Source organism: Pontibacter sp. MBLB2868, from assembly GCF_051904785.1.
GTDB lineage: Bacteria > Bacteroidota > Bacteroidia > Cytophagales > Hymenobacteraceae > Pontibacter.
In genome coordinates this window covers 3,271,029-3,291,787 of the sequence record NZ_CP196710.1, presented here as the reverse complement: position 1 = coordinate 3,291,787, position 20,759 = coordinate 3,271,029, and the positions used below count along the sequence as shown (strand labels likewise).

Annotated in this window: 19 protein-coding genes and 1 pseudogene; 13 read left to right on the top strand and 7 right to left on the bottom strand. The window is 45.2% G+C overall.

What is annotated here, in order from left to right; genetic code table 11:
- The first annotated feature begins 2 nt into the window (after positions 1 to 2).
- The 3 genes from ACSX1A_RS14065 to rny all read left to right on the top strand — a co-directional run bounded on the left by ACSX1A_RS14065 (position 3) and on the right by rny (position 2,348).
- Entirely contained in the window at positions 3 to 299 is a 297-nt protein-coding gene (locus ACSX1A_RS14065) for a hypothetical protein (RefSeq protein WP_439880277.1), read from the top strand.
- A gap of 75 nt (positions 300 to 374) precedes the next feature.
- On the top strand, positions 375 to 662 hold the full coding sequence (locus ACSX1A_RS14060) for a cell division protein ZapA (RefSeq protein WP_439880276.1): 288 nt from the start codon (positions 375 to 377) through the stop codon (positions 660 to 662).
- A gap of 120 nt (positions 663 to 782) precedes the next feature.
- On the top strand, positions 783 to 2,348 hold the full coding sequence (rny, locus tag ACSX1A_RS14055) for a ribonuclease Y (RefSeq protein WP_439880275.1): 1,566 nt from the start codon (positions 783 to 785) through the stop codon (positions 2,346 to 2,348).
- A 68-nt stretch (positions 2,349 to 2,416) separates the two neighbouring features.
- Here rny and ACSX1A_RS14050 read toward each other — a convergent pair whose 3' ends face one another.
- Together ACSX1A_RS14050 and sucD are read right to left on the bottom strand one after the other, a co-directional pair.
- Positions 2,417 to 3,361: a LysR substrate-binding domain-containing protein gene (locus tag ACSX1A_RS14050; RefSeq protein WP_439880274.1), complete on the bottom strand. Its 945-nt coding sequence runs from the start codon at positions 3,359 to 3,361 to the stop codon at positions 2,417 to 2,419.
- Between the two features lie 167 nt (positions 3,362 to 3,528).
- The gene (gene sucD, locus ACSX1A_RS14045; protein WP_439880273.1) at positions 3,529 to 4,419 is read right to left on the bottom strand and encodes a succinate--CoA ligase subunit alpha; all 891 of its coding nucleotides are present in this window, start codon (positions 4,417 to 4,419) and stop codon (positions 3,529 to 3,531) included.
- Positions 4,420 to 4,676: 257 nt separating this feature from the next.
- Here sucD and ACSX1A_RS14040 point away from each other — a divergent pair.
- Together ACSX1A_RS14040 and ACSX1A_RS14035 are read left to right on the top strand one after the other, a co-directional pair.
- Positions 4,677 to 5,657: pseudogene (locus tag ACSX1A_RS14040) on the top strand (PLP-dependent cysteine synthase family protein); the annotation flags it as partial.
- A 499-nt stretch (positions 5,658 to 6,156) separates the two neighbouring features.
- Positions 6,157 to 6,594, top strand: coding sequence for a response regulator (locus tag ACSX1A_RS14035; protein ID WP_439880272.1), 438 nt, complete (start codon positions 6,157 to 6,159; stop codon positions 6,592 to 6,594).
- A gap of 9 nt (positions 6,595 to 6,603) precedes the next feature.
- Here the strand turns inward: ACSX1A_RS14035 and ade are convergent, their stop codons facing one another.
- The gene (gene ade, locus ACSX1A_RS14030) at positions 6,604 to 8,238 is read right to left on the bottom strand and encodes an adenine deaminase (RefSeq protein WP_439880271.1); all 1,635 of its coding nucleotides are present in this window, start codon (positions 8,236 to 8,238) and stop codon (positions 6,604 to 6,606) included.
- Positions 8,239 to 8,498: 260 nt separating this feature from the next.
- On the opposite strand from ade, the gene cmk reads away from it, so the two are divergent.
- The 8 genes from cmk (at position 8,499) to ACSX1A_RS13990 (ending at position 15,483) form a co-directional block, all read left to right on the top strand.
- Complete coding sequence (cmk, locus tag ACSX1A_RS14025; protein WP_439880270.1) at positions 8,499 to 9,218, top strand: (d)CMP kinase; 720 nt, start codon at positions 8,499 to 8,501, stop codon at positions 9,216 to 9,218.
- Entirely contained in the window at positions 9,215 to 10,105 is an 891-nt protein-coding gene (locus ACSX1A_RS14020; RefSeq protein ID WP_439880269.1) for a 4-hydroxy-3-methylbut-2-enyl diphosphate reductase, read from the top strand. The genes cmk and ACSX1A_RS14020 overlap by 4 nt, the downstream gene beginning before the upstream one ends.
- Positions 10,106 to 10,187: 82 nt before the next feature.
- Complete coding sequence (locus ACSX1A_RS14015) at positions 10,188 to 10,730, top strand: DUF502 domain-containing protein (protein WP_439880268.1); 543 nt, start codon at positions 10,188 to 10,190, stop codon at positions 10,728 to 10,730.
- A gap of 95 nt (positions 10,731 to 10,825) precedes the next feature.
- On the top strand, positions 10,826 to 11,638 hold the full coding sequence (locus ACSX1A_RS14010) for an alpha/beta fold hydrolase (RefSeq protein WP_439880267.1): 813 nt from the start codon (positions 10,826 to 10,828) through the stop codon (positions 11,636 to 11,638).
- A 195-nt stretch (positions 11,639 to 11,833) separates the two neighbouring features.
- Positions 11,834 to 13,030 carry a PQQ-dependent sugar dehydrogenase gene (locus ACSX1A_RS14005; RefSeq protein ID WP_439880266.1) on the top strand — a complete coding sequence of 399 codons (1,197 nt, stop codon included), beginning with the start codon at positions 11,834 to 11,836 and terminating at the stop codon, positions 13,028 to 13,030.
- A gap of 117 nt (positions 13,031 to 13,147) precedes the next feature.
- A complete protein-coding gene (locus ACSX1A_RS14000) occupies positions 13,148 to 13,630 on the top strand; it encodes an ATP-dependent zinc protease family protein (protein ID WP_439880265.1) in 483 nt (160 codons plus the stop codon).
- 7 nt (positions 13,631 to 13,637) lie between these two features.
- Complete coding sequence (gene rimK / locus ACSX1A_RS13995) at positions 13,638 to 14,540, top strand: 30S ribosomal protein S6--L-glutamate ligase (protein ID WP_439880264.1); 903 nt, start codon at positions 13,638 to 13,640, stop codon at positions 14,538 to 14,540.
- Between the two features lies 1 nt (position 14,541).
- The gene (locus tag ACSX1A_RS13990; protein WP_439880263.1) at positions 14,542 to 15,483 is read left to right on the top strand and encodes a succinylglutamate desuccinylase/aspartoacylase family protein; all 942 of its coding nucleotides are present in this window, start codon (positions 14,542 to 14,544) and stop codon (positions 15,481 to 15,483) included.
- Positions 15,484 to 16,076: 593 nt separating this feature from the next.
- On the opposite strand, the gene ACSX1A_RS13985 is transcribed toward ACSX1A_RS13990, so the two are convergent.
- From ACSX1A_RS13985 to ACSX1A_RS13970, 4 genes are all read right to left on the bottom strand, one after another.
- Complete coding sequence (locus tag ACSX1A_RS13985; protein WP_439880262.1) at positions 16,077 to 16,571, bottom strand: hypothetical protein; 495 nt, start codon at positions 16,569 to 16,571, stop codon at positions 16,077 to 16,079.
- Positions 16,572 to 16,680: 109 nt separating this feature from the next.
- Positions 16,681 to 17,466, bottom strand: coding sequence for an SAM-dependent methyltransferase (locus tag ACSX1A_RS13980; RefSeq protein ID WP_439880261.1), 786 nt, complete (start codon positions 17,464 to 17,466; stop codon positions 16,681 to 16,683).
- Between the two features lie 42 nt (positions 17,467 to 17,508).
- Complete coding sequence (locus ACSX1A_RS13975; protein WP_439880260.1) at positions 17,509 to 18,180, bottom strand: oxidoreductase; 672 nt, start codon at positions 18,178 to 18,180, stop codon at positions 17,509 to 17,511.
- A gap of 10 nt (positions 18,181 to 18,190) precedes the next feature.
- Positions 18,191 to 20,701: a DUF5916 domain-containing protein gene (locus ACSX1A_RS13970; protein WP_439880259.1), complete on the bottom strand. Its 2,511-nt coding sequence runs from the start codon at positions 20,699 to 20,701 to the stop codon at positions 18,191 to 18,193.
- Between the last annotated feature and the right edge of the window lie 58 nt (positions 20,702 to 20,759).

Here is a 20,759-nt window from a genome sequence, read left to right as displayed (position 1 = left end):
TTATGCAAAAAGAAAAGCAACTACAACAACTCCAGCATATTGAAGAAAAGCTGCGTAAGCTTATCTCCCGCTACACCGAGGTGCAGCAGAAGCTGGCCCAGGCCCAGGAAGAAGTAAAGCACCTGGAGGGCTTGCTGGAAGAAAAGGAGCAGCAAATAAAAAATTTTCAAAATCAGGAGAATATTGTTAAAATTGTAGATACGATAGCAGGAAACACTGCAAATTCGACAGAGTTAAAGCTCAAGCTAAACGAATACATTAGAGAAATCGATAAGTGTATTGCTTATCTTCAGGACTAAACGACAGGAGGAAAGGATGTTAGAAGCCTTTAACTGGAGTAAAACCGGTAAGCTGCACAATAATAAACGCAACGGATGGGTGAATTATCAATAAAGATTCGCATCGCGGAACGCGAGTATCCGATGCGGGTAAAAGAGGAAGAAGAAGAAAGACTTCGGGTTGTCGGGAAATTACTGAATGAGCGCCTTCGCTTTTTTAAGGACCAGTTCAGTATTCAGGATAAACAAGACCTGTTAGCCATGGTTGCCTTTGAAACCATGGTAGAGAAGTTGAAACTGGAGGATGAGCAAGCTGCGCATGTCTCTAAAGTTGGCCAACAACTCAACGTCCTGGACGACCTCCTCTCATCGACAAATAAATAATAAGCCACTGTGGCCAGTATGGCCCGGTGAACTGCTTATACTTCGTTAAGGGCTATCAGCCTTATACTGTTCCTTTGCAGGTGCTGCTATACGTTTTTAATTAACCATAAAACTATAGTTATGCTCAATATCCTTTATATTTTATTAACGGCCGTTGTTGCGCTTGGAGTAGGCGTATACATTGGGCGAACGCTGTTGCAGAAAGTGTACAAGCAACAGGAGAAAGACGCGCGCCAGAGAGCCAAGAACATCATTCGTGAAGCCGAGATCAACGGCGAGAGCATCATGAAGGATCGTATCCTGGAGGCTAAGGAAAAATACCTGAAACTGAAGTCGGAGTTCGAGGAGGAGATGAACAAGAAAAAGAACATCATCATCCAGAACGAGAACAAAGTGAAGCAGCGCGAGCAGCATGTGGCCAAGCAAATGGAAGAGACGAAGCGCCGCGAGCATGAGCTGAACAAAGAAAAAGAGCACCTGGATACACAGCTGGAGCACCTTAGAAAGCGCAAAGAAGAGGTAGAGCAGCAGCATGAAAGCGTGGTAAGCCAGCTGGAGAAGATTGCCGGCCTAACCGCGGCTGAAGCACGCGAGCAAATGGTGGAGGCACTGAAGAGCGAAGCAACCACTCAAGCCTCATCGCACATCAAAGACATTATTGCACAGGCGAAGCTTACCGCTACCAAAGAAGCCAAAAAGATTGTTATCGAAACCATTCAGCGTACCGCTGCTGAGCACGCTATTGAGAACTGCGTGTCGGTGTTCAACATCGAAAGCGATGATATCAAGGGTAAGATCATTGGCCGTGAAGGACGTAACATTCGTGCTTTAGAGGCAGCTACAGGTGTTGAGATCATCGTGGATGATACTCCTGAAGCGATCATTATCTCTGGTTTCGACCCTGTTCGCCGTGAGATTGCGCGTCTGTCGTTGCACCGCCTGGTAGCCGACGGACGTATCCACCCGGCCCGTATTGAGGAGGTAGTTTCTAAAACACGCAAGAACATTGAAGAAGAGATCGTGGAGATCGGTGAGCGTACTGCCATTGATTTAGGTATTCACGGCCTTCACCCAGAACTGATCAAGATGGTAGGCCGTATGCGTTTCCGTTCATCTTATGGTCAGAACCTGCTGCAGCACTCCCGTGAAGTGGCTAACCTTTGCGCCACTATGGCCGCGGAGCTTGGCCTGAACGTGAAGCATGCGAAACGCGCAGGTCTGTTACACGATATTGGTAAAGTAACCCCAGACGAGCCGGAATTGCCACACGCGATCATTGGTATGGAGCTTGCCAAAAAGTACAAGGAGCATCCGGATGTTTGTAATGCAATTGGAGCTCACCACGATGAGGTGGAGATGACCGCTATGGTTTCTCCGCTTATCCAGGCCTGTGACGCTATTTCTGGTTCAAGACCAGGAGCACGTCGCGAGATCATGGAGTCTTACATCAAGCGTTTGAAGGAGCTGGAGGAAACAGCTGTTTCATTTGAAGGTGTTAACCAGTGCTACGCGATCCAGGCTGGTCGTGAACTGCGCGTGATGGTAGATGCGGATAACGTTACGGATGAGAAGGCAGCGCAGATATCTTTTGATATCTCTCAGAAGATCGAAAAAGAAATGCAGTACCCTGGCCAGATTAAGATCACAGTGATCCGTGAGATGCGTGCCATCAGCTACGCAAAGTAAGTTTTTACTTGATATTAAATAAGGTTAAGCCGCCTGCTGCATTTGTGGCAGGCGGCTTTTTTTGTGCTTTACTTTATCGCCACCACCTGTTCTTTTTTCCTGTTCCTGATCTCTTCAGGGATAGATGCCAGAATCTCCTGCTGCAAGGCTTCAATTAATTTCTTTTTCAGGAAGCTGCGGTGTACTACCAGGCTCACTTCACGTAGCGGCTGTGGCTCCTGGAAAGGGTGCACCAGTTTTCGCTTGTATTCCGGCATCTCCAGCACCGATAGCTCCGGCAGTAGGGTTAAGCCATGCTGTGTCTCCACGATGCGTTTTAAAGTTTCCAGGGAGCCGCTTTTGTAGTCGAAGTTACTGTATTGCTCCGGAGTTCCACTGCTGCCCCGGTTACAGATGTTCAGGACTTGGCTGCGGAAGCAATGCCCTTCGTTTAATACCCAGAGCTCATTCATATCCAGCTGCTCAGGTTTTATAGTAGCATACTGTGCCAGTGGGTGCTTTGGATTGATATAAGTCACGAATGCCTCATAGAACAGAGGCAGCTCTTTTATACTTTTGTCCTCCAGGGGTGTTACCAACAATCCTACATCCAGTAACTCATAGTTAAGCTGCTCTACAATCTGCTCCGTTAGCAGCTCCTGCACCACCACCCGCACATTGGGGTGTTTCTCCAGGAAACTGGTAATAAAAAGCGGCATCAGGTAAGGGGCCAGGGTAGGAATGACACCAATCCGTAGCTCGCCTGAAAGCTCCTGCTTCTGGTCCTGTACTATCTCGCGTATCTTTTTCGATTCAGTGATGATTTTCCGGGCCTGAGCAATGATCTCTTTACCTATTTCTGTTGGCCTGACAGGCACGCGGCTGCGGTCAAACAGCTGCACACCTAATTCATCTTCCAGTTTCTGAAGCTGCATACTTAAGGTTGGCTGCGTTATAAAGCAATGCTCAGCTGCTGTAGCAAAATGCCGGTGCGTATCCACGGCTAATAGATATTCCAGTTGTACCAGTGTCATAGGCTATATTTATGTGTAAAGATACTTAATAGCCTTTATCTATAATAGTTGGGCTTCTATCAGAGTTTTGAAGTTGGTGGGCAAGGCGACTGGTAAAAAAAGAAACGGCTGCCTTGATAGGCAGCCGTTTCTTTTTAGCTATACTTTAAAGTATTAGTTCTTTGTAATTAAGCAGTGATGCCAGCTTCCTGAAGCGCTTTAACCATTGTAGCACCGATCTCAGCAGGAGACTCAACTACGTGGATGCCGTTCTCACGCATGATCTTCATTTTAGCAGCAGCTGTATCTTCAGCACCTCCAACAATAGCACCCGCGTGGCCCATACGGCGACCTGCAGGAGCAGTCTGGCCAGCGATGAAACCTACTACAGGCTTCTTGTTGCCAGTTTCGCTGATGTATTTAGAAGCCATTGCTTCATAGTTACCACCGATCTCACCGATCATTACGATGGCGTCAGTCTCAGGGTCTTCCATTAACAGTTGTACCGCATCTTTAGTAGGTGTTCCGATAATTGGGTCACCACCGATACCGATAGCAGTAGAGATACCGAAACCAGCTTTTACGATCTGGTCAGCAGCTTCGTATGTTAAAGTACCAGACTTAGAAACAATACCGATACGACCTGGCTTGAACACAAAACCTGGCATGATACCAACCTTCGCTTCACCTGGCGTGATAACACCCGGGCAGTTAGGGCCGATCAGGGTTACATCTTTATTTTTCAGGTAGTTTTTAGCAGCCACCATGTCTTTCACTGGTATGCCTTCTGTAATAGCTACGATCACTTTAATGCCAGCGTCAGCAGCTTCCATAATAGCATCAGCGGCGAAAGCCGGCGGTACGAAAATGATAGATACATCAGCGCCGGTTTTCTTAACAGCATCTTCTACTGTGTTGAAAACAGGAAGATCCAGGTGAAAAGAACCACCTTTGCCCGGAGTAACACCACCTACTACGTTTGTGCCATACTCAATCATCTGATGTGCGTGGAAAGAACCCTCTGAGCCGGTAAAGCCCTGCACGATCACTTTCGAATCTTTATTTACTAAAACACTCATGTGTATCTTTTTTAGTTTTTAATACAGTCGAACTATAAGGATGTGCAAAAATAGGCTTTTTTAGGACGGTTACAAAAAATAGTTATACCTAATATAGTAACCAAAGCCGCATTTGAAGGAACGGTATCTGTGTTATGCTGTGTTGAGTAAACAGGCTGCGTTCGCAGGACATCACAATCAATTTAAGTGAAATACAGTAGCGGAAAAACTATAATATTTAATTCTTACCTTTGCACCCAAATCCAAAACCAAAGCAGATGAAGTATCTGAACCATATAACCGAAGCGATCGGTAATACGCCCTTAGTGAAGCTTAACAATGTCACGAAAGGCATAAAAGCCACTGTGCTGGCTAAAGTGGAGTACATGAACCCGGGCAACTCTGTAAAGGATCGTATGGCCATTAAAATGATTGAAGATGCCGAAAAGGCAGGTCTGTTGAAGCCAGGCGGAACGATCATTGAAGGAACATCAGGGAATACAGGGATGGGCCTTGCCCTGGCGGCTATTGCAAAAGGGTACAAATGCATTTTTACCCTGGCTGATAAGCAAAGCAAGGAGAAAATGGATATCCTGCGTGCCGTAGGTGCAGAGGTTATTGTTTGCCCTACTAATGTTTCTCCGGATCATCCGGACTCATATTATTCAGTGGCTAAACGCCTGAACGAGGAGATCCCGAATTCTTTCTACCCGAACCAGTACGACAACATGTCTAACACGGCAGCCCATTACGAAAGTACTGGCCCGGAAATATGGGACCAGACAGATGGCAAGATCACCTGTTTTGCAGCAGGCGTAGGCACAGGCGGTACTATTTCAGGTATTTCGAAATACCTGAAAGAGCAGAACCCGAATGTTAAAGTGGTAGGTATTGATACGTATGGTTCTGTATTCAAAAAATATAAAGAGACAGGCGAGTTCGACGAAAACGAGATATACTCTTATGCCACAGAAGGTATTGGAGAGGATATCCTGCCAAAGAACGTGAACTTTGACCTGATAGACACTTTTGTAAAAGTAACTGACAAAGATGGTGCGCTTATGACCAGGAGACTGGCGAAAGAAGAAGGCCTTTTTGTAGGTTGGTCTTGCGGTTCAGCTGTTTACGGTGCGCTTGAATATGCAAAAGAGCACTTGACAGAAGACGATATAATGGTGGTGCTTTTACCAGACCATGGTACGCGCTACCTGGGTAAAATCTATAACGACGACTGGATGCGTGCACAGGGGTACATAGACTAAACCCTGCCGCACTTTTACTAGTTTAAAAATGCACTGAAAGCCTGGACTTTAGTTTCAGGCTTTTTTTATAACATTTACTGTAACTTAAATTTTAAAAGCAGCTATTAAATCAGGCTAAGTATAACTTGAATTTCGATAAACAAAACCTGTGTTTCGTAATACTATAGGAAAAGCTTTCAGAAAGTTTTCTTATTTTTTGAGAAAAGTATGATACTGAAGCAAAGATGCCGGTTTAAAATAACCGCTGATGTTACAGGATATTTTATATTTTTACGATGTGCTGACACTAGCATGGGGGATGACAGCAATGAATAGGTAAAGAAAAATTAGCCTCAAAGCCATTGCCTGAGCATGTGGAGGATAGCGGAATTGAGTTTTATATGGCGTAGTGCCTGGTAGAGAATTGCAAAGGAATTGTTGCAGGAGTGTTGTGGAACAAAGTATAATACTTACCATTAAAATTGCCTGTATTAAATAAGGGAAAGAGATTAAAAGAATGAGAAAGCTATCTGGCGTCTTATTAATTGACGATGACGACACAACAAATTTCTTAAACCGCCGTCTGCTGGAGAGGATGGAGGTAACAGAGAACATCCGGGTTTTTGTTAACGGGAAACAGGCATTTGACTATCTCTACAATGTAAGCAACAAAAACTATGAGCATACCAGCAAAGACTATTTTCAGCCTGAGTTGATATTCCTGGATATTAATATGCCGGTAATGGATGGCTTTGAAATGTTAGATCTATATGAGCGACTAAACCCTGAGTTCAGGAAAGGCATTATGATGGCTGTGTTAACCACTTCCACTCATCCCCAGGATACGGATAACTCCAAAAAATATGCGGCAGAATATCTTACCAAACCGCTGACAGCAGAAAAGGTGAATATGCTGCTCGAAAAGCACTTCCGGCAAGAAGAGCGGGAAGCTTAAAAGCTTCCTTTACTCGGCCACCGGTACAAACTTAAACTCATCCCCGTTAAACAATCCTTTATCGCTGAGCTTCAGCGATGGTATTACCAGCAGCGCCATAAACGACAGCGTCATGAAAGGCGATTCAAGTGTGCTTCCCATTTCTTTGCTAAGCTGGTCAATAGCTGAATAAGCCTTCGCCACTTTATAGCCGTCCTCAGCTGACATAATGCCTGCCACTGGTAAAGGCAAAAGTTGTTCTTTGCCTAAGCCAACAGCTGCCACGCCGCCCTCCGCCTGTATAATAAGGTTAACAGCCCTGGCTATACTTTCATCATCCACACCCACAGCAATAATGTTATGAGAGTCGTGCCCCACCGAAGATGCGATGGCTCCTTCTTTAAGGCCAACATTTTTAATGAACGCAACAGCAGGTATTGTATTCTCATAGCGGTTCACGACGGCAATTTTTAGTATGTCTTTCGCAACATCCGCCTCAATAAAACCATTGTCAATATTTGCGTCTGCCCATATCTCTTTCGTGATCAGCTGCCCGTCAAAGGCCTCTATAACGCGTATGGATGTGGCATCGGCTGCGGCAACTTTAAACTGCTCCGCAGCTTTTTCATCCGTATCAAAATTGTTAATGACCTCACTCGGGCTGTAAGCAATTTTTGAAATACCGTTCTCTGCTACCAGTTCTCCATTGATATAGGTAGCTTTCAAGGTAAAATTATCAGGGTTATCAATCACAATAAAGTCAGCGGCATCGCCCTGGCGCAATAAGCCTACCTCGAGCTTATAATGTTCGACAGGGTTAACACAGGCTGCCTGCAGCACATGGAACAGGTCGTTGCCTTTAGCCAGCGCACGTTTCACCAGCAAGTTGATATGTCCTTCTACCAGGTTGTCGGGGTGCTTGTCATCAGAGCAGAACATGATTTGCTGGTAATGCTCGGGCAGTAGCGGAATAAGTGCTTCAAAGTTTTTGGCGGCGCTGCCTTCGCGTATCAGGATCTTCATGCCAACGGCCAGTTTGTCCAGCGCTTCTTCGGCGGTGAAGCACTCGTGGTCGGTGGTGATGCCAGCAGAGGCATATTGTGCAGCCTGATCACCTCTTAAACCAGGTGCATGCCCATCCACGGCTTTACCATACTTCCTGGCAAGCGCTATTTTTTCCATCACGTCCGGATCACGGTTCAGCACGCCAGGCCAGTTCATCATTTCAGCCAGGTACTTTATCTCGTCGCGTTTGAACAACGTTTCAATATCAGCGGCAGTAATCTCGGCTCCTGCAGTCTCAAACGGGGTAGCCGGAACACAGGATGGAGCTCCGAAGTAAAACTTAAACGGTACCTTTTTCCCGTTATCCACCATATACTCAACTCCCTTCAGGCCGAGTACATTCCCGATCTCATGCGGGTCCGAAACAGTGGCAACAGTACCATGCGGAACAGCAAGGCGAGCAAACTCACAAGGCACCAGCATCGAACTCTCCACATGCACATGAGCATCCACGAAACCCGGTAAAATATAATCGGTGGCATCGGTGGCCTCACGAACTATTTTAGAAATATGGCCGTTTGACACATGAACCGTGCCTTGGTAAATTTCCTGGTTATGGATATCAATTATGTGTCCGGAAATGGAATAGTCTGTATGCATGGTACGAGGTGTTTATTCGATAAATTGGCCTTGTGTAAGGCAGAAAACGGTAAATTACTTTATATTTGCGTTAAATTCAGTCGTTTTGAGAAAGTATATTTCATTTTTGGTTTTAGTGGGCTTCCTGGCAACCGGTGCCTTGGAAAGTTGTACTGTTAGAACACCTCAGCAAAAAAAGACGGCATCCCTTAAACGGAAAAGCAAGCGCGGCAATCTGCCTTGTCCTTGTGATTCTAATTAATCCCATTTATTTTTTCTCTATGAAGAAAATCGTGATCGCACTAGACGGATATTCCTCATGCGGTAAAAGCACTACGGCAAAATTAGTGGCAGCCTCGTTAGGCTATGCCTATATAGATACTGGCGCCATGTACAGAGCGGTTACATTGTATTTTCTGGATCATCATGTTTCTCTTACCAACCCTAAGGAGGTAAAAGATGCGCTGAATCATATTGATATCGATTTTCACTACAACCCTAAAACTAAACGCAACGAAGTTTTCCTGAATGGCCTGAATGTTGAAGATGAGATACGCAAAATGTATATCTCTGATCAGGTAAGTGAAGTTAGCGTGGTGGCAGAAGTGCGCCATGCAATGGTAGCGCAACAGCGGAAAATGGGCAAGAAGCGTGGTGTTGTGATGGATGGCCGTGACATAGGTACAGCTGTTTTTCCGGATGCGGAGGTGAAGATCTTTATGACTGCTGATGTGGATACAAGGGCGAAGCGCCGGCAGGAGGAGTTGTTGGAAAAGAAGCAGTTAGTTAACTTAGGCGAGATTAAGGAAAACCTGCTGAAACGCGATCTGATCGATTCTACCAGGAAGGAAAGCCCGTTGCGGCAGGCAGAAGATGCTGCTTTGCTCGATACCTCTCACATGACCATTGACGAGCAGGTGGATTTCGTATTGGATAAGGTAACATCAGCTTTGATACATGAAGAGAGGGTACTCGAACAGAACTTAAGCGAAAGAAGATGAAGGTAACCATAGATAAAAACTCTGGCTATTGTTTTGGCGTGGAATTCGCTATTCAGATGGCTGAGGATGAAATGGAGCATTGCGAGGAATTATACTGCCTCGGCGATATTGTGCATAACAGCATGGAGGTGCAACGCCTCTATAGTAAAGGGTTACGCATAATAGACCGTGAACAGCTGCAGGAACTGCACGATTGCAAGGTGCTGATCAGAGCGCACGGCGAGCCACCTGAAACCTATAAGCTGGCCCTGGAAAATAATATTGAGTTGATCGATGCTTCGTGTCCGGTAGTGCTTAAACTGCAGAACCGTGTAAAGCATGCTTTTGACGGTGGGAAAGGTGAGAACGGGCAGATTGTGATTTACGGACAAGTAGGGCATGCAGAAGTAATAGGCCTTGCCGGGCAAACCGGCGATGAGGCGATCATTGTTACAACTGATGCAGACCTTGATAAGATCGACTTTACCCGTCCGGTTACTTTATTTAGCCAGACAACCAAAAGCACGAAAGGCTTTTACCATATAAAGGAGCTGATCGAGGAGCGGATTAAGCAGGCAAACCAGGATAGTACGCAGCCTCATTTTAATGCAAACGACAGTATTTGCCGCCAGGTATCAAACCGCGAGCCTCAGTTGGCCCGCTTCTCTACGGAGCATGATGTGATTGTTTTTGTCAGCGGTAAAAAGAGCTCTAACGGAAAAGCCCTTTATAGCGTATGTAAGCAGCACAACCCCAATAGCTATTTTATTGAGAACGAAGAAGAGCTGCAGGACGAGTGGTTCGCTGGTACTGGCAGTGTGGGCATATGTGGTGCAACCTCCACGCCCATGTGGCTGATGGAGAGGGTAGCCGGCTACATTTCTGATCTTAACTTAGCTGAAGTATAAAAGCATAGTAAAAACATTATAAAGCATTTTTGCTACATTTAGGCTTTGCTTCGGCAAAGCCTTTTTTGTGATATCTGAAAAAATGAAAAACATATTCCGCTATTTTCTGAATGGCTTATTAATCATTGCCCCTTTTACCCTTACCGTATGGATTGTGGTAGCGATAATAGACTGGCTGGATAGCTTGTTTGACCTGGGCATTCCCGGGCTCGGTATCATGTTAATGGTGGTCCTGATAACACTTGTCGGCTTTATTGGCTCTTTTTTCTTCGTAAAACCTTTCCTGGTTATCACAGAGCGGCTTTTCCATAAGGTGCCGTTTATCAGTATTATTTACTCCAGTTTAAGAGACCTGTTAGATGCTTTTGTGGGCGACAACCAGAAATTTAACAAACCGGTAATTGTTAAAATGTCCGAAGATTCTGAAACCTGCAAGCTGGGCTTTGTAACGCAGGATGCCCTACAGTCTGTCAACATCGAAGACAAAGTGGCTGTGTATTTCCCGCACTCCTACAATTTCTCCGGAGAACTGTTTATCATTCCTAAACATAACGTTACTTACCTTGATGCCCCAAGCAGCGAGGTGATGAAGTTTATTGTTTCAGGAGGTGTGTCAAAACTTTAAATCTTAAAAGAGAAAGCGACAATTCAGCAACTAAATTGTATGCATGCCGAATAATATAGTGTTGCTCATACAGATTTACTGCATTAAGCTTAATCATGCCCTACATCATACAAGACAGATCCAAACTCCATTATCGAATAATCGGCCATGGCAGTAAAATAATGCTGGCATTTCATGGGTATGGGCAAAGCAGTGCCTATTACCAGCCCATGGAGCAGGCATTAGGCAACGACTACACTATTTATGCCTTTGATCTTTTTTACCACGGGCAGAGCCACCTGCACAAGCATGATATGCCGCTCACAAAGGAGTTTCTGAAGCAGGCTATTTCACACTTCTTAGATAAGTATAGCATTAATAGTTTTTCGCTGACAGGCTTTAGTATGGGAGGTAAATTTGCACTTGCACTGGTCGAGATGATGCCTGAGCGTATTGAAGAATTGGTGCTTATTGCCCCTGACGGTATAAAAACAAGCTTCTGGTACAACATTGCCACTTACCCGGGTTGGTTGCAGCAACTGTTTAAGCGCACAGTGCTTAAACCAGACTCTTTCTTCAAGTTACTTAAAGTACTGGAGAAGTATAACATGGTACACAAAAGCCTTGTCCGGTTTGCGCATTTCCAGATGGACAGTACGCCAAAACGACTTCGTGTTTACCGCAGTTGGATAGGGTTTCGGGAGCTTAACTTTGACATAAGACTGATAGTGAAGCTGCTGAACAAGTACAAAGTTCCTGTAACGATGTTTTTAGGGGAGTATGACCAAATTATTTCGCCTAAGCGGGTTGGTGTTTTTGTGGATGCCCTGGACCGTGGCGAACTGGTTATCTTAAAAACCGGACATTCTCATTTGTTGCAGGATGTGGCGGAGCTGCTCCATAAAAAGAGAATGGAGAAAGAAGCGTGATTGTTACCTGTTTAGATCAGTTAAATAGTGTGTTGCTTTTTCTGCCTGATGCGCTCCCAGAGGGCACTAACAAAACAGTAGTACCCTCGAAAACATTGTAACCTTGATCTAGTATACCATCTAATTATTATAAACAGTTAACACTTCTGGCTATCCACTGTTTATATATCATTCCTATTACAAATTATTAAGATTATGAAAATACAGAGCACCCTGTTTATTTACTGCCTAACCCTTGCCGCTATCAGCTTTGGATGCTCATCCGGAGATGTAGCAGATGAAAATAGTACAGCAAATGATGTAGAAGAGACAGTGTCTGCCGGTACGGCAAATATCCCCACCGGACCAGTAGATAAAGACCTTGCCCGAATTGACCTGCCTGACGGATTCCGTATCGATTATTATGCAAAAGACGTTAAGAACGCACGTTCGATGGCGCTAAGTAAATCTGGTATCTTGTTCGTGGGCACACGTAGCAATGATAAAGTGTTTGCAGTAGTAGATAAGAACAATGATGGTAAAGCAGAAGAGGTAGTAACAGTAGCATCGGGGCTAAATTCGCCAAATGGTGTAGCCTTGCATAATGGTGATCTGTATGTGGCTGAAATAAATCGTGTTATCAAGTTTCCGAACATTGAGCAGAGTTTCCGCAATAACCCTAAGTTTGAAGTGGTGAACGATAAGTTTCCGAGTGATGCGCACCACGGATGGAAATACATAGCCTTTGGGCCGGATGATAAACTTTACGTGCCGGTAGGGGCACCGTGCAATGTGTGCAAAGAAGAGAACCCAATATATGCGACCATTACACGCATGAACCCCGATGGGTCTGACCTGGAAATCTATGCAGAAGGGGTGCGTAACTCAGTAGGGTTTGATTGGAACCCTAAAACCAAAGATCTATACTTTACTGATAATGGCCGTGATATGCTGGGCGACAACATGCCACAGGATGAACTGAACCGCGTTACTAAAAAGGGACAGCACTTTGGTTTCCCGTATTGCCATGCCGGGAGCATTTCAGATCCGGAGTTTGGCAAAATGCGTAACTGCAGCGAGTTTGTAGCGCCGGTTCAGAAGCTGAGCCCACATGGTGCTTCGCTGGGAATGAAGTTCTACACAGGTAGTATGTTTCCGGAGAAGTATAGGAATGATATTTTTGTTGCCGAGCATGGCTCCTGGAACCGTTCTGAAAAAATAGGATATCGCGTAATGTTGGCAAGTACAGATGCCAGCGGTAATGTGACCAGTTACGAACCTTTTGCCCAGGGATGGCTGCAGGGAGGAAACGACTGGGGGCGTCCGGTTGATGTATTAACGATGCCGGATGGATCTTTACTTGTTTCTGATGATAAAAACGATGCGATCTATCGGATCACCTATACAAAGTAAATAGAGGCTGGCAATCAGAGTGGATAGCTGTGGATTCTGATTGTAATGATCGGTATTCGCATTAAATAATTATTATTCGTTACTCCTTACTAAATTCTCCTTTATCTTTAACCCCTAATGAAAGAGGACACAAAAGATAAGTTAAGTCTAGAAAAGAAAGTGATTGGCAGGAGGGAACTTGTTTCTTTCCCTGAACTGAATATTGATGAAATAGAAGCAAAGGTAGATACCGGTGCCTTTACATCAGCGATACACTGTTCAGACATACACGAGGAGACGAAGCCGGATGGGACTAAAGTTATTTGCCTGGACCTGCTGGATCCATCTCATCCACAGTACAATCATAAAAAGCTGGAGTTTGAAGAGTACGATTTGCGCGAAATAAAAAGCTCGATAGGAGAGAAGCAGGAGCGCTATGTTATCAAAACCAAGATCAGGTTTTTTGATGAGGTGTTGGAAGGGGAATTCTCTTTATCTGACCGTAGTGATATGAAGTATCCTGTACTAATTGGCCGAAAGTTGTTAAAAGGACGGTTTATAGTTGACGTTTCCCGTAAAAACGTAGCCCGGAAGTTTAATAACAGGCAAAAGAAGAAATAAAAGATATATGAAAATAGCCATTCTGTCCCGCAACCCCAGGTTATACTCCACCCGCAGACTTGTTGAAGCAGCAGAACAACGTGGGCATGAAGCCATCGTACTGGACCATTTACGTTGCGACCTTGTAATTGAGCAAGGCAACCCGCACATTCTGTACAAGGGGGAACGCCTGAGTCAAATTGATGCCGTTATTCCACGAATTGGTGCATCTGTTACTTTTTATGGTACAGCTGTAGTACGCCAGTTTGAGATGATGAAAGTTAAGAGTGCCGTAGATTCGCAAGCTATCGTGCGCTCCCGGGATAAGCTGCGCAGCCTGCAAATTCTTTCCCGCGCAGGTTTAGGTATGCCCAAAACAGCCTTCACCAATTATTCCAAAGAAACATCTGAGCTGGTAAAAGAGGTAGGTGGTGCTCCGCTGGTTATTAAGTTACTGGAGGGTACCCAGGGACTGGGAGTGGTTCTGGCCGAGACAAAAAAAGCCGCTGAGTCGGTAATAGAAGCATTTCATAACCTGAAGGCACGCATTATTGTGCAGGAGTTTATTGCCGAGGCCGGGGGCGCTGATATCCGCGCTTTTGTTGTGAACGGTGAGGTAGTGGGCGCCATGAAGCGACAGGGCAAGGAAGGAGAGTTCCGGTCTAACCTGCACCGCGGAGGCAAAGCCATGCTGATCAGGCTTACCCGCCAGGAAAAAGCTGCGGCACTGCTGGCAGCAAAATCGCTGGGTTTAGGCATTGCTGGTGTAGATATGCTGCAATCAAAGCGTGGACCACTAATTCTTGAAGTTAATTCCTCTCCCGGTCTGGAAGGTATAGAGAAAGCTACTCAGAAAGACATAGCCGCAAAAGTTATTGAGTATGTAGAAGGGCTGACACAGAAGAAAACTAAAAAAAGAGTGAAGGAGTAGCATGCCGGAAACAATCGTTATTAACGGTCGGAGTATAGACCGTGGTGAAAAGGTACTTACAAAGCTCGTGATCAGTAAGCTGCCCAGTGGTACCGTAATAGAAATACCCATTTATGTTTTCCGCTCCGTACACGATGGCCCTGTACTTTTACTGATGGCCGGTATGCACGGAGACGAAGTGAATGGCACCGAAATTATCAGGCGTATGCTCTCTAAAAAGATGCTATACCCGCTCAAAGGTACAATCATCGCTGTGCCTGTGCTTAACATATATGGCTTCCTTAACTTTTCAAGAGAGGTGCCCGATGGCAAAGATGTAAACCGCAGCTTTCCCGGCAACCGGGACGGCTCTCTGGCCAGCCGCGTGGCACACCGGTTTATGAAAGAGGTTATGCCGTACGTAGACTTTGGCCTGGATTTCCATACCGGAGGATCAAGCCGTGCGAATTACCCGCAAATACGTTGCATGCTGGCTGAACACAGAAACGAAGAACTTGCACGTGCCTTTGCCCCTCCCTTTATTATGAATGCACCTTACCGGCAAGGATCTTTGCGTAAGGAGGCCGGGAAACTCGGTAAATCCATACTTGTTTACGAAACAGGGGAGTCGCTCAGGTTTGATGAGAAAGGCATAAACATAGGCATAGAGGGTACCTGCCGCGTGCTGCATCACCTGGGTATGATGGCCAACCACACAGAACCATCGGAGCCGACAGTACTGTGTACAAAAGACGTATGGCTACGTGCTAAAAATGCTGGCCTGTGGCGTACATTTATATCTATCGGAGAATTTGTAAAGAAAAATCAATTTATAGGCACCATTACAGACCCCTATGGAGAAATGGAAGTACGCCTGAATGCGCCAGCTGCCGGTTACGTGATTGGGTTAAACAATATGCCGGTCGTTAACCAGGGCGATGCATTGCTGCACATTGTTTATTAAGAAGTAAGTACGATAAAACTTTAAAGGCAAAGGCTACCTTGTGAGGTAGCCTTTGCCTTTGGTGTTTAACAGAAAATTCCTATATTTAGCTACGCCTGTATTTTGTGGTCTGATTTTAACCTGTTTCAGAATTGATCACAAACTATAGGTGTCACTAAAATGAAACGCATTATGTTAAGATTTTTCAAAAGCTGTAGTACTGATAGAGCCAGATTTTCCTTACCTGTTCTGCTACTAATAGTTGTTGTCCTTTTTTGTGCAGGTTTGATGGTAGGAGAGTCAGTAGGTCGTTTTATATATAATGTTACACATTAATAAATATACTATTCCGGAGCCTTTGGCCTTCTATAATTATTCTGCCTATGAAGCTGATAAAATATTGTAATAGCAAAGAAAGTAAGTTCAATTACCCTATAGTAGGAGTTCTTGCTATACTATTCTTTATGTATTTCGCAGGCGAAGCTTTAGGAGAGTTTCTCTATACTATTACGCATTAGCACAGGGTAAAACAGTAATAAAAAGGCCCCGCTATTATAATAGCGGGGCCTTTTTATTTACGAGTGACTTAATGCCAATCCGGAAAACCAGATCAATTAAAACACATAGCGTACATGCAGTGCGCTATCCCAATAGCCGCCGCCGCGAGGAATGTTGATATACGGCTTAATATCAGCGCCAATGGTAAACGGAATGTCACGGATGTAATACTCCAGGCCAAGAACGCCATCCACACCTAAACCAAATACATCATCGTCATAGTGCTCGTGTCCGCGATGATAGTAATAGCGTCCGTCGTAGAAGCCAACGTGGCCTCCAATACCGTAGTACCACTGTAAACCTTTGGCATTGAAGGCCGGAGCATGTTTCTCATAAAGTACTGTGATCACGGTGCCTCTGTATTTAAAGCTGGTGCTTAAGATACCTTCAATGGCAGCATCGCTTTTAATAAAATGCTTGATGGTTAAGCCGGATGCGGCACCGCCTCTGAAGCCGATGCCTGTTGTGTAGCCACTGCTTTGCGCTTGTGCGGCAACGGTTACAGAAAGAAGTAGAGCAAGTGCAAACGAAATGCGAAGTAAGATTTTCATGTAATATATTAATGATAAAAGTACGCTTGACCGCAACATAGTCTTATGCTTTGGTGGCCGCAAAATTACAACTTCTAACGTACATACTGGCGATTATTGTATTGGCAGATCAATTTTTAACTTCCTGTTTGTAGTCCTGCAGGTAGGCAGTTTTTTTGGTGCGGCGCGCAATTAATTTGAAGAAAGATATAAAGTGCTGATCATCATGCTGTATCGCTCTGGCAAAGGCATCTTCTTCGTTGTTTTTCTTGTAATCTTCAATGTACTGTTTCCGGATCATGGCTGCTTCTTCCAGTTCTTTTGCCTGTTCAATTTTTACCAGCCCCGTTTTCTCCCAAAGCTTTTGCCACCAATTAATGGTATGTATAAAGTACCAGTAATTTTGATAGTCTTTTTTGATGAAGTCGGGCACCTGCTCTAATGTCTCTATCTCTTTTGTAAAGCATACATCCACTATCGCCAGATAGCCTTCAGGCTTTATGAATCTGGCAATGTAGGGCAGGTATTTCTCATCTGTACCAAAGTAAGTATAGGAGTCAACCACAATTACGGCATCAAAATATTCCTCAGCAAAAGGCAGGGCACGGGCGTCTGCTTCAATTGGTATCACCTGCTCTTTACAGCCCTCACGGCGTATGCGCTGGTAGTTATCACTTGCAGAAACGGCCGGATCCACAGCCCATACTTTCACGCCAAATTCTTTCGCCAGAAAAATAGAACTGATCGCTTTACCGCAGCCCAGGTCCAGTACTTGCATGCCCGGTTTCAGGTCCAGCGACTTTGTGAGGCTCTCCAGGTTGAAGAGCACGTTTTCGCCCATCGAATGCTTGCGCACCCATTCAGGGTCATATTGAAATGCTTTCGGGAAAATATATTTCAGGTGCTGTGGCTGCATGTCATTCCATAAATGTGTCTGCAGCTTACGGCAGGGCAGGAGCTATGGTTTTGAACCTAGTATCGCGATCTCGTTTGAATTATGAACATGCACCCCTTTCTCATCCTGCGAGGCGGCAGACAGCATGGCTCTTGCTACAGTCTCTGCCTCTATAGGTTTGTAGTCCTTAAGTGGGCCTATCATCAGTCCGCTTAAGGGCTTCATTATTTTAGAAGCCCACTCTTCACCGGATCGTTTCTCTTCCCGTTCGCCCAAAAGCAGTGACGGCCTGAAAATGTGTACAGTGCTGAATCCAAGTTGCTGTACGTCACGCTCCATCTCTCCCTTTACCTTATTATAAAAGATCATGGAGCCGGCATCAGCACCCATAGCGGAAACTACCAGGAACTGCGACGCGCCTTTCTGCAGGCTTACTCTTGCAAGTTCAACCGGGAACGTATGGTCAACTTTATAAAAAGCCTCCTTCGAACCTGCTTTTTTAATGGTGGTGCCCAGGCAACAAAAAACATCATCTGCAACTAAATTGGCAGAAGCGGTTTTAAGCTTATTAAAATCAACCACATGCTGCTCCAGTTTCGGGTGGATCAGGGGCAGGTCGTGACGACCGATAGAAATAACCTGGCTGTACCTCGTGCTCTGCAGTAGAAGGTTAAGGCAATGACCGCCCACTAATCCGCTGGCGCCGGCAATAAGTGCTGTCCTTACTTTTTGCATCTGTTCTAGTTTAAGCAGAGAGTACGTTTTTTATAGCTATATAGTCTATGAAGTATAATAGTTTAACGGAGAAATTGTTGTTCTGCGGAGCCTGTATAGTCCGTGAAAGGTTGTCAAAATATAGTGGAGTTACCTTATTGTTACTGTCCTGGATAGCGTTTTTCCAGACAACGCGCAATTCGCTGCCGGGTGCAAAGCGCCAGCTGTAAACCAGGTCAATATTAAAAGTATTGAAATTGATGTCTTTGTACCTGGAAAGATTAGGATCCTGCGCTTCAGTAACGCGCTCTACAGTGCCATCTTTCTGCAAATAATTAAACCAATTATTTTCTGCCCTGGACCAGTAATGGCGCATGTTCAGTGTTAAACCGGTTTTTTCGCTAAAAATATATTCCCCTGATAAGGTTGTGGTAAGTGTCTTAACATCCCGGTCAGCCAGAATGATCTGTTCTGAAGTAGTTTTTTTATTTGGATCTTTTATATAGCCGATATTATGCCTGCTAAGGCTATAGTTATTACTATTTATGAGCAGCAGCTTATCGTTCACTCTAAAACGGGGGCTGAAGCCGCCCCACCAGTTACTTTGGTTGTAGCGGTCAGACCGCCATTGGCCAACCGAAGCATCCACGGCAAGGCGTCTGCGGTAATCACTTGAAATGCTGCCACTCAACTCAAAGGCAGGAGGTTTAATAAACACCTGCGGGAAGGCACGCGCTTCAAAAAAGTCATAGGCCTCACCTGGTCTCACAGACCAGTTAAAGTTAGAGCTGATAAAGTTTCGGAACTTCACAAAATGCCCGCCTCCAAAGCCAAAGCTTACAAATTCACGCGGGGCATACAGCATATTGTGGTTTATACTTAGCCTGTTGTTCCAGTTCAGGAACTTCCAGACAGGCTGGTAGAAGTTGTAGCTTACCTGCGCTGATGTGCTTACCTCATTGTTATTTTGCAAATAGCCTAAGTCGTTTATATCGTAGGTGTCTGACTCAACGCTCCGGTTTAAACTATACTGCAGGTTGCCGCTTATTTTAGCCAGGCTGATGTTATACTGATGGCCTAACGTTACCCCGGGCTCACCTGCTTCGTTGTTATACTTGCCGTATAGTTGGCTAAGGTTACCACCCGCACGCACGGCAAAGGTGTTGCTTCTATCGGCAAAACGCATCTGTACTCCGGTTACATTGGCATCGTAAAAGCTCCTGGAACGGGTTACATTCGTGTTCGTGAAAGTGATATAAGAGTTATTGCGGAGTGTCTGGTCTAATACAAATACGCTGTAGTTCGTTAGCGGATCTGTGAGTATTTCGCGGGTATCTCCTGTTTCATCTTCGGCAAGGGCAAACATGTTGCGCGTTAAGGCATTAAATAACCCAATGCCTAAGCCTTTTTTTGTTCTCCCGGATACTTTTGCCGCGTTCAGTAAACTACTGGTGGCAGGGTTCTCAATTAATACCTCTCCCGGGTTCAATAGATCTGCTGCTTTTGAACGAAGTATGGGCGCTCCTCCAATGCGCCTGGAGTAAAACAGGCCTGCCTTGTTAAAGAGCTCTGTCCCTTCAGTGAAAAACTGCCGGTTCTCACTGAACTTGACTTCAAAAGGTGACAAATTCAAAACCTGGTTATCAGATTGTGTCTGCCCGAAATCAGGAATAAGTGTTACATCCAGCGTAAATGCATCGTTGATACCATACTTAACATCCATGCCGCCATTAATGGAATGGCTGTAGTTGCTTTTGCCTTCCACGTTAGCAGGGTAATGGTTCACATAACCTGATATATAAGGTGTAAACTGTAGCCGCACCGGCGATTCGATATTTTCAATTCCGATGGCCCGGCCGCCCTGGTTCACAAATCCTTCTACCGAATTGTCGACGTGGGTCCAATATGATTTTTCGCGGGTACGGCGGATGATACGCATAAAATTTATACCCCAGGACTGAACTTCTGTTTTAGGAAATCGGATTGCCCCGTACGGGATGCGCATTTCCACTACCCAGCCTTCGGGAGTAAGCTTTGCTTTGCTCGACCATACAGCGTCCCAGTTTCTATCATCCCGCCCCTGCGATAATTTGATGTCGGTTTGGACACCTGCCGCAGAAACCATAAAGGCAAAAGCATTCTGCTTATCGTTGTAGGTATCCAGATATACCCCGAATAAGTCAGAGTTATTCTCACCGGAGTCGCGTTGGCCAAGCTGTGTAAGTATAGAGTCCGGGGCAGTGTCGTGCAACAAAGCACCTATGTATATTGCCTCGTTGTCATAAAGCATGTATACTTCCGTTTTCTGAGACGATGGCTTGCCATTTAGCGGATCGTAGCGCACAAAATTCGTAGCAGGCGCAACTGTCTGCCAGACCTCAGGCTCCAGAAAGCCATCCAGTACGGGCGCGACAGAAGTGCGGATAGCCCTTGTCGTTTTTATTTTAGAAACTGCCTCGGGGTCTTTGGATGTGCCTGAGGCGTAGGCACAGGTTGTAAAAAGTAAAAGTGTTAGTGCAACAAGTAATAGTTTGTGAGGCATTGTTCTGTAACTACGCCAGGTGAGGGCGTAATTTTTAAGGTTAGCAGATAGGTAGTAG